This is a genomic window from Streptomyces sp. NPDC006798 (assembly GCF_040635975.1).
In the GTDB taxonomy this organism is placed as follows: domain Bacteria; phylum Actinomycetota; class Actinomycetes; order Streptomycetales; family Streptomycetaceae; genus Streptomyces.
The window spans coordinates 1-14465 of the sequence record NZ_JBEYIS010000066.1 but is presented as its reverse complement, the minus strand read 5'-3'; the positions used below and the strand labels follow the sequence as shown (position 1 = coordinate 14465).

Below are 14465 nucleotides of genomic sequence, written 5' to 3'. Positions count from 1 at the left end.
CTCGTCCGGTGTTCAGTTAGGTGATCTCGCCCCGCGCGATCGCGGCTTCCCGCTCGGCTGCCCGCTGGCGCGCCCTCGCCCGAGCGGCCCGCCGTTCGGGGCTGTTCTTGTCGGACCCCTTACGGGTGGCGCCCGGCCGGTCGATCGGCACCGGCGGCTTCGACTGCTTGCCGGACTTCACGCCCTCGTTCTGGCGTTGCCAGTTCGCGACGCGAAGCTCGTCGATTGCCAGCGCCTGCAGATGCTCGCTCAAGCCCCACCGGGCGTCCGGTCCGTGCTGTGCCAGCGCGGTTCTGCTGTCCGGCGGGAGCTGCCGTACGTACACGCCCAGCTCCCGCCACGTCAGCAGCGGCACACCCGCAGCGTCCCGCCGGAACAGGTCGCCGAGGCGCACGCTGTAGTGCTCGCGCAGGTCCGCCTGGACTGCCTCGCCGTGCTCCCTCAGGAGCCGGACGAGGCCTGCGATTCCCCCGGCTTCTGCCCGCAGTGCTTCTGGTAAGCCCTGAACAGGGCCTTGAGCTTGTACTGAGGCAGGGGGGTGGACCTGAACGCGTCCCACTCGTCGCCGAGCGCGGTCTCGAAGATGCCGAGCATGGCGCCGGCGTCGCCCCCGTCGGCCGCCGCAGCGAGCGGCCAGACGTCGAGTCCCTCCATGTGGGCCATGGTCAGGCGCCGGTGGGGGTTCTTCGGCGATGCCCACCGGAAGCGGAACGGGCGGAGGTCGCTCTCGGCCTCAACCGTGTTGAGGTCGAAGTCGAACGGCTCGTTGTCGGCCGGGGTCGCGGTTCGGGTGGTGCTCATGCGCGGGGCTCCTCGCTCTTGATGATCTCTACGGACTTGGTGGGGATGGTGAGCCGGACCAGGCCCGCGCCGGACGGGTCGAGGGTCACCTCGATCGTGTCCGCCTGCACCACCCACGGGAACGGGCGGCCGTCGATCTCGACGCCGCCGCCGGGCTGGACCCGGATCGATGAAGCAACGGGCACGTCGTCCTGCCGGATACGGGGCGCCCGCTCGGCAAGCAGGGCCGCCGCGATACGGCTGCGCAGCTCGGGGGGTACCGGCTGCCCCTCCTCGATGAGGCCGAGCTCGACCCCCTTCCGGCGGATGTCGGCGTCGGTCACGGTGAGTCTCATGTCGCGGTTCCTCCTGCGCGGTTCGAGTGGTGGAACCGGGGCGCGGCCGAACCGCGACGAACCTCCGCGCCCCGGTCGCTCATACGGTGACGGTGACGGCGCAGGTGTCGGACATCCCGCCGTAGGAGGCGGTCACGGTCGCCGAGCCGACCGCGATACCGGTCACGAACCCGGCCGACGTGGTGGCCTTCGCCGGGTCGGTCGACGACCACGAGCAGTCGGCCGTCACGTCGGCGGTCGACGCGTCGTCGTACGTCGCGGTCGCGGCCAGCGCCCCGATGTTCCCGACGGCGACGGACAGAGTCGCGGGCAGGACACTGAGCGACGCCAGAACCGGTGTCGCCTGCCGCTGGAACAGGACGCCGTCGGACCGGGGGAAGATCGTGGCTGTGAGGGTGGCGGCCTCGAGATCGGTCTCGTTCTCCCCACGGTCCCCGTCGAGGACGCACTCGGCGTACAGCGCGCTGATCAGGCGCCGCTTCTTCTCGCCCTCGCGGGTCTCGAAGGCGATGAGTACCTTCTCGGGGCGGGGCACCTTGACCAGGGTGTCGGTGCTGCCCGGCCACACCAGCCGCCGGGTGGTCGCGTTGTCCTCCAGCGCGGTGAAGCTCTTGGTCAGCTTGAAGTGGGCGCGGGACGTCTTGACGAGGATGCCGCCCCACGCGTACTTGTCGTCGGTGTCCTCGTCGCGGGACTCGGGGAAGCCTTCGTCGCCGTCGAGGAGGCCGACGAGCTTCCAGTCGGCGCTGAACGGCGCGTTCACGCTCGCCGGGAGCGCGGCCGCCAGGTTGAAGCTGACGTAGACGTCGGCGTCGGTCCAGAGATTTGCCTTGGTGGGGTCGCCGGCCACGGCGTCCTCCTTCTGTTCAGTGGGTCGGGGGGATACGCCGGGGTGCCGGTTACAGCAGTACGGGCCGGACGTTGGCGAGCACGGTGAACGTCGACAGGTCGACGCCGCTGACGGGGTCCCGGGCGGGGAGCGGGCCGGTGCCCGGCCGCACCCCGCGGATCACGGGCCCGGAGTGGACGATCAGCAGGCCCTGGCACAGAACCGCCAGGTCCCACGCCGGGTCGGGAGCCGTGTGCCAGACGGTGACCCGCAGCGTGCAGCGGCTGTTGGCCATCGAGGAGTGGGGGAGGTTGGCGTCGAGGCGGACCATCACGTACGGCAGGTGCGGTGTCTCCGGGGACCGGTCGCCCGGTACCTGCGTGCCCACCATCACCCCTGCCGCGTGGGGCTCCGGCCGCCCTGCCAGAGCCCCACGCAGCACCGCCGCACCCGCGGCCTGCACATCACCGAACCCGGTGAGTGGTTTCATCAGCCGGTCCGCCAGTCCTTGACCTCGATCCCGGCCTCGCCCGCCGAGCGGGTCAGGATCCCGTCCCGGGCCTGCCACGCCATACCGCGGATATCGGCGACGGTCACAGCGGCAGCGCCGCGGTCGCTGGTGTACTTCCGGATCTCCACCCGGGTACCCGGCGGGATCTTCGCCCGCACGCGGGCGCGGACGTCCTCGGCTACCCCGTCGACGAGGGCCCGCACGTCGTCCCCGATGAGGAACTCCCGGACGCCGCGGTAGTCCAGTTCGAACGATGTGATCACGAGTGACCTCCTTCTTCTATCCGGTCACGCGGACGATGCTGAACTCGACGTGATGCAGACCGCCCAGCGGGTCGGGCCAGCGGGCGACATCGCCCTCGACCTCGAAGAGGTCTCCGTTCCACTCGATCCGGTCGACGGCGGTGACGTCGAGGTCGACGCCTTCGTCGGACTGCACCCGCCAGCCGGTGACCACCGCGTTCCGCTCGGCGTCCGTGGACTCGGTCTGCACCCGGGGCTGGATGTTCAGCGGCGGGAGGAGGGCCCGGTTGACCGCGCCCGGCGACCAGTCGAAGACCATGCCGTCCGGGTTCCCGCGGTCCGGCCGCCGCCCGGCACGCACCCGGACCGCCGTCTCCGGGAACCAGGTCATCAGGCATCCCCGCTCGTGCGGACCTTGTGCCGGTCGACGGCCTTCGTCCACTGGTCCGTGACGCCGATCGCCGCCTGCGCGCCGAACGTGACCGACTGGCCGCCGACCGCCTTCGACTGGATGCCCGGCTTGACCGCGTCCATGATCCGCGCCTGGTCGAGGACGGCCTCGGTGATGTCCTCGGGGACCTCGGCCCACCCGTGGGAGTAGACGACGGCGAGGCACCGCAGCCGGACCGGCCACACCCCGCAGCCCAGGCGCCGCAGCATCCCGTCGTGCGACCACGCGTAGTCGGTGCCGTCGGCGAGCAGCGCCCCGTCAAGGCGGACGCTGACGACCGCGGTCGTCGGCCATACGGGCAGCAGGATCGACTCCCGCCCGTTCCCGTCGAGGGTGACCGGATCGTCGGCGACGAGTGTGACCCGGTGCCCGACCGCGCCGCGGAACCGCCGGGTGGCGGCCCGCAGCGCGAACAGAAGCTTGGGGTCTGTCGCCGGGCGGCCGAGGATCTGGGCGAGTTCCGCCGGGTCGGCGAGGTAGTCGTCAGTCGCCACCGCCGCCACCCGGCCCGCCGTCCCCGGCTGGTCCGGGCGGCTCCGTCACGGTGCTGTCGTCCCGGCCACCCTCCACCGCACCCGGGGACGGGGACTTGCGGCGGCTGCGGCCGGGCTTGGCCTGGGCCGTCGTCCGGGCTTTGTTCGACACGGCCTCGGCCGGACCGTCGTCGGCTGTGGCGGGGGCGCCGACGAGGTCGTCCTCGCCGAGGCCCAGGGTCTTGGCGTCCTGGTCGTTGAGCTTGAGCACGGTCCCGCGGTAGCGGTACCTCTGCAGGGGTCCACCCACGGTGGCCACCTCCGATATCTGGGCGTCGACCGGAACCGAGTCCGACGGCGGCCCGCACGCGGCATGCGCCGCGCCGCACCCGGGGCACCGGCCGGACACGGTCCGGGACATGAACAGGGACACGGCGTCAGGGCGCCATCAGGCCGGCGGCCCGCAGCGCCGCCAGTACGGCGTTCAGCTTCGTGCGCAGCGCGGCCACGTCGGCAAGCAGCGCGTCGTACTCCGCCTTCGTCGGCGTCGCCCCGGCGGCGGCCGACGCGGTGGCCGCAGCGGCGTTCGTCACGGCGGCGGCCTGCTTCGCCTCGCGGGCGGCGCCCGCGCTGGGGTTCAGGTACGGCATGTCACCCTCCTCAGGCGGTCAGGTCGATCTCGACGAACGCGCTCGGCTGGAGGACACCGAACGCGGCGCGCATCTCGGCGAGGATCGCGACGAGGTTGCGGACGAAGAAGTCGAGGTGGGAGTCGGTCATCTGGATGGTGGCCTGCTCGCGGTCCCACAGGATGGCCTTGCGGAAGTCGCCGACGTAGCCGGTGCCCGCGGGGACGGCCTCGGTCTCGATGACCGGGAGGTTCCACAGGGGCTGGGCGCTGCCGGTGCCGGACGGGCCGCCGAAGTAGTAGCGGGCTTCGTTGTCGGTCAGGAGGTCGATGGTCTCGACGTCGGCCGGGTTCAGCAGGTAGGCGTTGGCGACCGACCGGCCGACGGTGCGGACCTTGGTCTTGGCCTTGCGGAGAGTGACCAGGGCGTTGGTGTCCCACGCCTGGGCCTGCACGCCGGAGACGTTGCCCAGGCCCTCGAAGTTCTCCCCGGTGTTGTCGCCCTGGATCATCTGGTCTTCGAGTTCCTCCTCCAGGCCGTAGCGGAGGAAGGCATCGATCAGGGTGCGGATCTGCGCGGGATCGGACAGGGCCCGCTTGGTGACCGGCATCCAGTGCGCGATGGTCTTCACCGGCGCGGTGACCCTCGCCAGCGCGAGACCGGACTCCGGCTTGTAGCCGCCGCCCGCGACCGGGACGAGCGCGCCCGCACCGCCCGGCGCGGTGGGCCCCGCGGCCGACGTGGCCTCGGCAACCGGTGCGGCGCTGTTCGTCACGGAGGTGACGCGCACGTACTCGACCGTGTCCGAGGTGGTCGTGCCGTTGGTGACGACGTCCCGCAGCCTCAGCGGACGCTGGAAGGCGTCGATGCCGACTTGCAGTCCCTGATAGTCGTTCTGCACGAGCGCACCAGCCGACGTGTCGGATGCCCCGGTGACCAGGGACTTCACGCCGAACATCTCGGACTGCACGCGCTGCTTCTGCCCGAACTGCCCGGAGGGCGCCTGTGCGAGCAGGCCCTTGTACTCGGCCGACTCGGTGAACTGCTCACCGATCGACTTGCCCCGCTCGGGCAGGTGGAAGCCGGACGCGGTCCGCCGCTGCCCGTTCTCGTCGGTCTTGGCGTTCAGGGCGATGTCGTCGCCGAGATCGGCGAGCGCCCGGCGGAGTTCGTCGTTGCCCTTGAGCTTCGCGATCTCTGCCTTCGCCTCGGTGGCCCTGGCCATGTGCTCGCGCAGCTGGGCGGCCTCGTCGGGGGTGAAGTCCCGATTGTCGTCCTCGGCCGTCTTCGCGATCACGCGCGCCGCTTCCAGCGCGGCCTTTACCTGGCCGGTCAGATCGGCCAGCGTGGTGGTGGTCATACGTTCCTCATTCCGTGAGCAGGGCCTCCAGCTCCAGGAGCTGGAGATCGGCACGCAGACGGGCAGAGGCGGCTCCGGCCTTGGCGGCACCCTCGGGTGCTTCGCGGAGGTCCGGGACGGTCTCGTCCTCGGTGCTGCTGGTAGTGGTCTTGCTGTCGGGGTCCTGGGCGGGCTCGGGCGTCCCGGGCTGGGCGGAAGGCGCAGTGCCGTCGGCCGCCGGGGCGCCCGGCTGGCCGGGCCCGTCGTTCTTGCCGGGGTCGGCCGGGCCGGTCTTCTCCGGCTGGGCCGCGTCGAGTACCTCACCGATCGCCTCGTAGGCGGCGGTCAGGGCTTCAAAGTTCTTCTGGGACAGGACGCGTCCGGCCTTCGCGCCGCGCGCCAGCCCGGTCGCCTTCGCCGCGAGGAGCTCGGTCTCCTGGTTGGCGCCGACCAAACACGGCCCGACCTCGTGGAGCTTGAGGCGCCGCAGCTCGTAGTAACCGCCGTAGGGGTGCGCCTCGTCGTTCACCCACGCGCCTTCCTGCACGTCGTAGGCAAAGGAGAACTGGGTGACCCGGCGGCCCTTGAGCAGGCGGTACACCTGCTGCGCTGTCGGGTTCACGTCGTCGCCCGACAGGTCGTCGATCTGCCCGGTGACCTCCAGGCCCGCCAGCGTCTCGACCGCCTTGACCACCGTGCCGATGTGGGAGAACGGGTCGCCCCAGTCGTGCGCCCAGATCACCGGGATCGGGTCGCCCTTCGCCGCCCACTCCGCCAGCGTCTGCGTGAACGCGCCCGGCCGGACGATGTCGCCCACCGAGTCCTCGTTGCCGAACACCGACACGAGCGCAACGAACTGCCCCTCGGCAAGTCCGTCGGCAGGGCCTGCCGCCTTCACCCGCGCGGAGAAGTCCTTGGTCCGCATACCTGTTTCCCTCTTCTCTGCTTCGAGTTGCGGCGGGGCGTCGTACCACTGCCGGATCGCGTCCGCGGTTCCCTCGGGCCTGTTGTCCGTCACGGCCCGTGCGAGGCACTCCTCCATACCGGGGTCCAGCAGCACCAGCTCGGCGCCCGCTTCCCGGTACCGGCCCATCTGGTCCGGCCGCGGCGAGGTGTGGATGATCCACGCATCCGCCTCGACGCCCCGCAGGATCCGGCTGATACCGGCCTTCCGCGCCGCGAACGCCACCTCCCGGATCGAGCCGGTCGCGGCATGCGGGGCGGTCGACCCGAACGCGCCCGCGATCTTGTCGTAGTCGACGACGACCTCACCATCCGCACGCCGCTCGCCGACGTACGTCGACTTCCCAGCGCACGGGGGGCCGATGACCACCGTGATACCGGCCATCAGCCCTCCAGCGTGTACTCGATGTCGCAGTTGCAGTTGACGATCTCGCGGGTCTTGCCCTGCCCGTCGCCCGGCCACCGCAGCCCGTTGGAGAACACGTCGTCGATCAGCACCGACTCGCCGTCCTGCGCCTTGTGCGACGGCCGGGGGTTACGGCCACCGGTCCGCCAGATCTTCCGGTTCAGCCCGGACGCCGACGCCGCATCGTGACCGCCGAACGACCGCGCTTCGGTTGCCGCCGTCGCCGCCCGCGCCTGCGCCGCCACCACCCACGCCGCTCCGACCGCCGCCAGCTCCGACCGCCACTCCTCCGCCGCCGTCTCCTGCACGGTGGCGATCGCCTCCCGCGCCGCCTCCTCATGCTGCTCGGCGTGCGATTCGGCGGCCGCAAGGATCCAGGCGAGCATCGCCTCCGGCGTCCACCCGGCACCGTCCGGATTCCACCCGGCCAGCACATCCCACGCGCCGATCTGTGCCATCCGGAACCCGTGATCCGCCAGCAGCGCCGTCAACTGCGCCAGCCGGTCCTCACTCCCCGCCGCCCACAAGGTGATCAGGTCCGGCACGCCGGAGTCCTTCGCCCCGGCCGCCGTCAGCAGCGAGCCCATCGCCCGCTCGGTCCAGCCCACCAGGGAAGCCGTGAACGCATCCCGCTCGGACGCGTCCGTACCCAGATCGGCCGGCCGTACGTCCGCCTTCCGCAGCACACCCGCCCGGCGCGCCTTGGGGACACCGGCCGCGTCGGGGGCGGTGTCCCGCGGGGAGGCGAGCCCGCCCTGTGTGACGTTCATCGGCACGATCAGCGCGTCACCGCCCTCGACCGCCGGAAGGTTGTTCCGGGCCCGTGTCTCGTTGACCGTCATCCACGGCCCGCCCGTCGCCGTCGACGCCGCGGCCGCCTGCTCCTCGAAGCTGCCGCGCATCTTCGCCGCGATGTTGAACTCCGCATACACCCCGGCGCTGTCGTCGAGATCGGTCAGGATCTGCGCCTCGATCTCCTGCTCGATCATCGCCAGCCACGGGCCGAGCGTGTCCTGATACAGGTGAGCGTGCTGCTCCTTGATGTTCGAATACGTGGCGTGATCGAGGATGCCGATCAGCGGCGGCGGGATGAAGTACGCCGCCGACACCTCTTCCCGGGTCAGCTTCCTTGCCTCGATGTACTGGGCCTGCTCCGGGTTGAAGCCGACAGCCTCATAGGTCATGCCGTCCTCAAGGATCGGCGTACCACCCTCGGCGCCACCACCGTCGGTGAACGTTTTCCACATCTCGCGGAACCGGCGCTTCTCCGGCGCGCTCCACTCCGGCGCATCGGCCGGGCGGACCAGGACACCGGTCGTACGGGCCCCGCCCTTCCACATCGCCGCCCGGTTCTTCCCCGCCTCATGGGCCTCGAGAAGCAGCTCCCGCAGCGACTCGATCGGCGACTCGCCCGCGACCAGACCGGCCGGTGAGTAGCCGTGAATGTGCACGACCTCCTCGCGGGCGAACTCCCGCCCGCCCGCCGTGAGGTAGTACTCGGGGGAGATCCAGTTCCCGCCGTACGGGCGGATCAGCGTCGGCGGCACCGGCAAGATCCGCAACCGTCCGTCGAGCTTCAGCTTGATCCCGTACCAGTCGTCGTACAGCGCGAGGTCCGACACCATCCGCTCGACCCACCGGTACAGCGTCAGCCCCGGCATCGGTTCTCGCAGCAGCATCGCCAGCGGGTGATCCGTGAGCCGCTCCCGGTCCGTATCGCTGATCCGCCGGAACGTGTGGATCCCGAGCTGGGCCACGTTCCGGCTCAGGAACCCGATCACCGTCCGGACCTGCGGCTGGCGCCGCCAGATCTCCGCGTACTCCCAGGGCGCCGCCCGCAGCACCGGGGCCGCCCAGCCCCGGGTCACCCCGGCCCCCGTCACGGCAAGCTGCCCGGAGGAGACGACGAACGCCACGGTCAGCCACCCCCGCCCGCGAGGACCTGCACGAACTCGACCCGGGTCCGCTCGATCACGACCTCGCCGTCGATCGGCTGCGGCTCCCGCCCGGCCTCCAGCAGCCGGGCATCCCGCAGCACCAGCAGCGCGCCCCGCTTCGCCCAGAGCACCCCGTCGAACGCCTTGTCCGTCGTGAGGTTGACGACCACACGCCGCCGTACCGCTGTACGCCGCCAGGGGAACCAGCCGAACATGACGACCTCCTCGTCCGGCCGTCACACGACCATGATTTCGTCCTCGTCCGAGTACTTCGACTTCCGCCGCGGCGGCCGCGCGAGGATCTCCGACATCGCCGTGCAGAGCGCGGAGACGCCGTCGATCTTGTCGCCGCTGTTCTTCTTGTCGGGCTTCACGTTGCCCGAGGCGTCCATCGCGACTGCGAGGTTGTCCACGCACCACGCCGTGATCGGGTGCCCGCCGTGCCGCAGCGCCGGAGCTTCCGGCGTTCCGCGTTTGATCAGGCGCTGGGTCTCCTTCAGCGCCGGTGACATGGTGATGAAGCCCTGCCGCACCTTGACCATGGGGGCCCGCTCCGACACCAGGTCGTTCGTCAACTGGCTGGCGTTCCACGGGTCGTATCCGATCGACCGCACCCGGAACAGATCGCGGTCCTTCCGGATCTGCTCCTTGATCCAGTCGTAGTCCGCGACGTTCCCCGGGGTGGCCGTCAGCCATCCCTCACGCACCCACCGGGACGCGGCCTTCGCCGTCCGCTTGTCCAGGTTCTCGAGGTTGTCCTCCGGCGTCCAGAACCGCCAGATCGCATCAAGCGTCCCCGTATCGTCGTCGGGGAACAGCCAACACAGCGCCAGCAGGTCCGACGTCGCCGCCAGGTCCAGACCGCCCCACGTCTCGCGCCCGTGAAACGCCGTCTCGTCGACCATGCCCGCGTTGCGGGTCCAGTCCTCGATCCGCAGGAACTTCACGTCCTGCCGCGTCCGGATCCCCAGATGCAACCGCAGGAACGCCGCCAGTTCCGACGGCGACGACTCCGCCTTCCGTGACGCCTTCGCCAGATATGCCCGTGTCGGGCTGATCCCGAACCCCGGATTCGCCGCTCGCCACGTCTCCTCGACGTGCGGGTCGGCACCGTCCGGCGCCGCGAAGATCACCCCGAACACGCTCGGGTCGTGCAGCACCCCGCGCGCCAGCTGCTCGATCCGCCGCCGCTTGTTGTCGTACGGCGTCTCCCGCTTACCCGTGTCCGCCGTGGTGATGACCACCCCGAGCGGCTGACGCCGGGACCCGACCCCGGACTCCAGGGTCTCCAGCATGTCCGGCGTCTTGTGGATGTGCAGCTCGTCGCAGACGTAGCAGTGCAGGTTGGCCCCGTGCTGGGCGTCGGCGACGTTGCTGATGCACTGGAAGTACGAGCCGCTCCTGGGGTGAAGGATCTTGTCCTTCAGGGGCTTGACGTGCCCCTTCAGCGCGGGCGCCGATTCCGCCAGCCGCCGGATCGGATCGAAGACGAACCGCGCCTGGTCCTTCGTCGTGGCCGCGGCCAGGACCTCGGCACCCGGCTCCCCGTCGGCCGCGGTCATGTAGATCGCGATACCGCCGCACAGCGTGCTCTTGCCGTTCTTCCGCGGCACGTCGACGTACAGCTCGGAGATGATCCGCACATAGCCGTCGGCAGCGTCGTCCCAGTGCACCCACCCGAACACCGGCGCGATCACATAGGCGACCTGCCACGGATCCGGACGCAGTGGCTGCCCCGCCCACTGGCCCTTCGTATGCCGCAGCTTCGCGAACGCCGCGATCACCTTGTCGACCCGGTTGCCATCGAACAGCGCGTCCGGCTCGTCCCGCGGCTCCGGAGTCTTGTACAGCGGCGGACAGTCCGGCAGCGGGATCCCCCGCGTCACCAGGAACCACGCCACCTCGGGGGAAAGCTTCAGCCGCTCCAGCTCGTCGGCGTCCGGCAGAACCGGAACCCGCTCCGCGCGCTTGGCCGCCCGCGAGGCACCGGGCTTACGCGAACGGGTTGTCGTCCCCGCCATCGTCGGCCCCTCTCGCCAGGGCCTGCTCGCTCGACGGCGTCAGGCCGAAGTGCGCCGCCCACGCCCGCACCTCCCGGCCGGCCGCCCGCGCGATCCCGACCGCCGGGTGCGTGAGCGTCCCCTGCTTCGCCTCGATCGTCAGCCCCTCGCGCTGCACGGTCTCCGTCGCGGCCCGGAACGTCGCCCACGCCTCGCAGTACGCCGCCAGCGCCGCCCGGTCCTCCGGCTTCAGCAGCTCCAGCCGCGACAGGCCGGGCAGCACCCGGTCCCACTCCGCCCGAGCCTCCTCTGTCAGCCACTCAGGGGCCTCCGGCGGTACCCGGACGAACGCAGGGCCCGGGTTGACCTCCCGGCCCCCCGAGTCCCGGCCCGGCGAGCGGCCCGTCAGCAGACGCAGCTTGGCCGGGGCGGCAGCCTTCGGCATGGGAGACCCCCCGTCATCGTGGTGAGCGTGTGGCCGCCCAGTTACCCGCGGCGGGTCCCCCCGCGATCATGGTCGTGATGGCGACACCCCTACCCCCCCGGGAGGGGGCCGTGACGGGCTTCGGCGGGGTTCCCGGGTGCCGATCGGGCGTCATGTGGCCTCCTCGGGGGTTCGTGGCGTGGTTGCCGGTCAGCGGGCCTTGTGGCGGCGCCGGTTGGCTCGGGCTGCTTCGGCCTTGCTCTTGGCGTCGTGGCAGGTCGTGCAGGCGAGTCCGTGGTTGTCGGGGGACTCGACGGAGCCGCCTTCGCTGATCGGGATGATGTGGTCGAGCTCGTGGGGCCACGTCGTACGGTCGTCTTCGTCGTACAGCTCGGGGTCGGGCTGTTCGATGCCGCAGATGTAGCAGCAGCCGTGGTCGCGTCGGGCGACGGCGCGTTTGAGTGTGCGCCATCGTCCGGAGCTGATGCCGTAGCGGCCGGCCTTGTCGTCGCGGCCTGCCCATGGGATGGGCTGGTGTTCGTCGCATCGGCCTCGGTGGGTGGCGAAGGCGCCGCACTCCGGGTCGGTGCACCGGGTAGGGGGTGCGGTGGGCATGGCCCCCCTCCCCCCCTGGGGTTGTCGGCCCCGGGGCCCCGTCGTCGGGGACGGGGCCGTGTTAGGTCAGCTGAGCTTCCAGTGGGCGATGCGGTCGGCTCCGTCGATGACTTCGAAGGTGAAGCTCGCGAGCTTCGCGTTGGCCGGGAGTTCGATGGTCTGCCAGCCGAGGGCCTTGTCGCCGGGCGGGAGCTTGACGGTGAAGGGCATGGCCGGTCCGGCGGTGATGTCGGCGATGACTCCGGCGTATCGCTGGCCGTCGGCGTCGGCGAGCTGGTTCTTCGGAGTGGCCTCGATGGCGACGGTGCCGGTGTTGGCGATCTCCATCTGGATGCCGACCCAGCGCTGCCCCTTCTCGGGGCCGAAGACGTCTTCGGAGGACTTGGCGGGGTCGGTGATCTTCTTGAGGGTGAGGGCGACCTGCTGTCCGGGCTCGGTGCCTCGGATGGTGATGGTGTCGCCGATGACGGAGGGCTTCTCCGGCGCGGCTGGTGACTCGGCCTTCTCAGTCGGGGTCTCCTGGCCGGAGCTGGTGTCCGGTTTGGTTTCGGCCTTGGGGTCGTCGGACGAGCAGGCGGTGAGCGTGAGTACGAGTCCGGCGGCGATGGCGGCTGGGATGAGTCGGGTGCGCATGGTCCCCCCTGGGGTGGCGTGATGAGAGGTCTCATCGTCGCGTCGGGGGCAGGGGGTCGGCAGCGTCGTCTCCGTCTTGTGACGTACTTCCGCTTCCCGGTCAGGTTCCGGGGATGCTGCCGTTGATGTTCTTGTCGTCGTGGTAGTCGAGCATGTCGCGTTCCTCTTGGCTCATTTCGCTGATGCTCTCTTTGAGGGCCCAGTGCATGAGGATGAGGTCGTAGTCCTCTTGGCTGAGGTCCTTGCACTCGGTGGGCCTGTTGGTCTTGGTCGAGTTGCCGGTGATTGCCTTTTGGCAGTCTTCGGCGCTGTACGACGTGCAGGCGGTGAGGGCGAGGAGGAGCCCGGCGGCAAGGGTGGTGGCGATTGGTCTGCGCATGCGGTCAGCGTGCCGGACTGCCGTCTGTGGGGTGGTGGTGTGTCTGACCTGTGACATGCGAAAGCCCCACTCGGGGCGGGGCTTCTTCTTTCGGGCATGGCGGAACTGCCCTCATCGTGCCCGATGGCGGCCCGGGGCGCAACCCGCCAGTTGCGCCCCGGGCCGTGGTGTCAGGCGCGCTTGGGCTTCTGCTGGTCGGCTTCTACCGCGCAGGCGACTTCCTCGTAGGCGAAGTACGACGCGAACTGGCCGGGGATCAGGAGGCTCAGGATGATCGTGAGGAGAGGTTCGGCGAGGTAGGTGCTGGACCAGTCGGCCAGGTCGGTGAGGTGGAGGTGGGGCAGGAGGTAGTCGGCGGCGAGGCGGTCGAAGCCGACGGCGAGGAGGTAGACGACGGCGACGGTAGTGGCGGTGGCGGCGCGGATGGTGCGGTAGCGCCACAGTGCTACGGCGGTCTGGGTGGCGGCGTAGAGGGGGCTGGTGGTGATCACGTAGGCGGCGACGGCGGCCTTGGGTGCGCGTCCGGCCGCCCGGGCGGTGGCGAGTCGTCCGTAGAAGGCGTGGGCGATCCGGAGTCTGTGGCAGCGGTACGGCCGGGCGGTGGGATAGGTGCTGGTCTGGGGTGGGGTAGTCACGGGGTACTCCGTGGGTAGATGGCGGGTAGGCGGGCGGTATTTCCGCTGGTAGAGCCGGTAGGTGGCGCTCAGGCGGCTTGGGCGGTGCTGGGGGCTGGGGAGGGGGCCGGGAGGTCGTCTCGATGGACGCCGGGCCGGTTTCTGCCTCGGACCTTGAGCTGGTCGCGTACAGGGATTCCCCACCGGTCGAGTGCGGCCCGGAAGGCTGCGGGGTCGAGGTCGGTGTGGAGTCCGTGGGCTTGGGCGTGGGCGAGGAGGTCGGCGAGGTGGATGCCGTTTCGGTCGCCGATCTGGTCGCGGATCCAGTCGAGGGTGGCGGCGTGGACGTCTTCGGGGTCCGCGGTCGGCCGGTCGGCGTCCGGGGTCTTCTGGGCGTTCTTCGTACGGCCTGCTCGCCAGGCGGCGGCGAGCCAGGCCCCGGTGAGGAGCCACATGAGGGCGGGGGTGGCTCGTACGGCTCGGGTGAGGAGGTAGGCGGTGCCGAGGAGGAGTCCAGCGCGGAGGGCGGGGCCGAGGGCGGATCGCCAGCCGGTGAGGTCGGTACGGCGCCCGGCGGCGATCCAGGTGCGGGTGCGGTGGCCGAGGGCGGTGGCGAGGCGGTGGGAACCATCCGCGAGACGGCGGGCGGGGTGCTGGAGGTTCACAGGATCCCGGCCCCTTCGACGGCGGACCGTACGGCGGTGCCAGCGGCGTTGACGGTGTCGGGGAGCCATGCGAGGGCGCCGGCGACTCCGGCGGTGGCGGAGAGGGTGACGCCGACGAAGGTGCCGCCGATGATGCGGCGCTTGTCGGGCTTCTTCGCGGCGCGGAAGGCGAGTACGACGGCGGTGAGGATGAGTACGACGATGACGGCGCCTTCGGGG

Annotated in this window: 21 protein-coding genes and 1 pseudogene; all 22 read right to left on the bottom strand. The window is 70.8% G+C overall.

Annotated elements, in window-relative coordinates:
- Positions 1–16: 16 nt before the first annotated feature.
- Positions 17–355, bottom strand: coding sequence for a hypothetical protein (locus tag ABZ714_RS30750; protein ID WP_352308810.1), 339 nt, complete (start codon positions 353–355; stop codon positions 17–19).
- A gap of 86 nt (positions 356–441) precedes the next feature.
- On the bottom strand, positions 442–801 hold the full coding sequence (locus ABZ714_RS30745) for a hypothetical protein (RefSeq protein ID WP_352308811.1): 360 nt from the start codon (positions 799–801) through the stop codon (positions 442–444).
- The gene (locus ABZ714_RS30740) at positions 798–1136 is read right to left on the bottom strand and encodes a hypothetical protein (protein WP_352308812.1); all 339 of its coding nucleotides are present in this window, start codon (positions 1134–1136) and stop codon (positions 798–800) included. Before ABZ714_RS30740 ends, ABZ714_RS30745 begins: the two co-directional genes overlap by 4 nt.
- 79 nt (positions 1137–1215) lie before the next feature.
- Entirely contained in the window at positions 1216–1986 is a 771-nt protein-coding gene (locus ABZ714_RS30735; RefSeq protein WP_352308813.1) for an Ig-like domain-containing protein, read from the bottom strand.
- Between the two features lie 49 nt (positions 1987–2035).
- Positions 2036–2356 carry a hypothetical protein gene (locus tag ABZ714_RS30730; protein WP_358828631.1) on the bottom strand — a complete coding sequence of 107 codons (321 nt, stop codon included), beginning with the start codon at positions 2354–2356 and terminating at the stop codon, positions 2036–2038.
- A gap of 98 nt (positions 2357–2454) precedes the next feature.
- Positions 2455–2739 (bottom strand): hypothetical protein, encoded by a 285-nt coding sequence (locus ABZ714_RS30725; protein ID WP_358828630.1) that lies wholly within the window; start codon positions 2737–2739, stop codon positions 2455–2457.
- Between the two features lie 16 nt (positions 2740–2755).
- Positions 2756–3109 (bottom strand): hypothetical protein, encoded by a 354-nt coding sequence (locus tag ABZ714_RS30720; protein WP_352308795.1) that lies wholly within the window; start codon positions 3107–3109, stop codon positions 2756–2758.
- On the bottom strand, positions 3109–3663 hold the full coding sequence (locus ABZ714_RS30715) for a mobile element protein (protein WP_352308794.1): 555 nt from the start codon (positions 3661–3663) through the stop codon (positions 3109–3111). The genes ABZ714_RS30720 and ABZ714_RS30715 overlap by 1 nt, the downstream gene beginning before the upstream one ends.
- Positions 3653–3952 (bottom strand): hypothetical protein, encoded by a 300-nt coding sequence (locus tag ABZ714_RS30710; RefSeq protein ID WP_352308793.1) that lies wholly within the window; start codon positions 3950–3952, stop codon positions 3653–3655. The genes ABZ714_RS30715 and ABZ714_RS30710 overlap by 11 nt, the downstream gene beginning before the upstream one ends.
- A 127-nt stretch (positions 3953–4079) precedes the next feature.
- Positions 4080–4292 carry a hypothetical protein gene (locus ABZ714_RS30705; protein WP_352308792.1) on the bottom strand — a complete coding sequence of 71 codons (213 nt, stop codon included), beginning with the start codon at positions 4290–4292 and terminating at the stop codon, positions 4080–4082.
- 10 nt (positions 4293–4302) lie between these two features.
- Positions 4303–5631 carry a phage major capsid protein gene (locus tag ABZ714_RS30700; RefSeq protein ID WP_352308791.1) on the bottom strand — a complete coding sequence of 443 codons (1329 nt, stop codon included), beginning with the start codon at positions 5629–5631 and terminating at the stop codon, positions 4303–4305.
- A gap of 7 nt (positions 5632–5638) precedes the next feature.
- Positions 5639–6958, bottom strand: coding sequence for an HK97 family phage prohead protease (locus ABZ714_RS30695; protein ID WP_352308790.1), 1320 nt, complete (start codon positions 6956–6958; stop codon positions 5639–5641).
- A complete protein-coding gene (locus ABZ714_RS30690) occupies positions 6958–8895 on the bottom strand; it encodes a phage portal protein (RefSeq protein ID WP_352308789.1) in 1938 nt (645 codons plus the stop codon). The genes ABZ714_RS30695 and ABZ714_RS30690 overlap by 1 nt, the downstream gene beginning before the upstream one ends.
- Positions 8896–8897: 2 nt before the next feature.
- Entirely contained in the window at positions 8898–9131 is a 234-nt protein-coding gene (locus tag ABZ714_RS30685; protein ID WP_352308788.1) for a hypothetical protein, read from the bottom strand.
- A 21-nt stretch (positions 9132–9152) separates the two neighbouring features.
- A complete protein-coding gene (locus ABZ714_RS30680; protein ID WP_352308787.1) occupies positions 9153–10937 on the bottom strand; it encodes a terminase TerL endonuclease subunit in 1785 nt (594 codons plus the stop codon).
- Positions 10909–11361: a phage terminase small subunit P27 family gene (locus ABZ714_RS30675; protein ID WP_352308786.1), complete on the bottom strand. Its 453-nt coding sequence runs from the start codon at positions 11359–11361 to the stop codon at positions 10909–10911. Before ABZ714_RS30675 ends, ABZ714_RS30680 begins: the two co-directional genes overlap by 29 nt.
- A gap of 189 nt (positions 11362–11550) precedes the next feature.
- Positions 11551–11955: an HNH endonuclease gene (locus ABZ714_RS30670; RefSeq protein WP_352308785.1), complete on the bottom strand. Its 405-nt coding sequence runs from the start codon at positions 11953–11955 to the stop codon at positions 11551–11553.
- A 66-nt stretch (positions 11956–12021) separates the two neighbouring features.
- The gene (locus ABZ714_RS30665; protein WP_352308784.1) at positions 12022–12588 is read right to left on the bottom strand and encodes a hypothetical protein; all 567 of its coding nucleotides are present in this window, start codon (positions 12586–12588) and stop codon (positions 12022–12024) included.
- Between the two features lie 100 nt (positions 12589–12688).
- Positions 12689–12967, bottom strand: a complete 279-nt coding sequence (locus tag ABZ714_RS30660; protein WP_352308783.1) for a hypothetical protein — start codon at positions 12965–12967, stop codon at positions 12689–12691.
- A gap of 170 nt (positions 12968–13137) precedes the next feature.
- Positions 13138–13602 carry a hypothetical protein gene (locus tag ABZ714_RS30655; protein ID WP_358828629.1) on the bottom strand — a complete coding sequence of 155 codons (465 nt, stop codon included), beginning with the start codon at positions 13600–13602 and terminating at the stop codon, positions 13138–13140.
- Positions 13603–13670: 68 nt separating this feature from the next.
- A complete protein-coding gene (locus ABZ714_RS30650) occupies positions 13671–14246 on the bottom strand; it encodes a hypothetical protein (RefSeq protein WP_358828628.1) in 576 nt (191 codons plus the stop codon).
- Positions 14243–14465: pseudogene (locus tag ABZ714_RS30645) on the bottom strand (hypothetical protein); the annotation flags it as partial. The gene ABZ714_RS30650 and the pseudogene ABZ714_RS30645, both read right to left, overlap by 4 nt.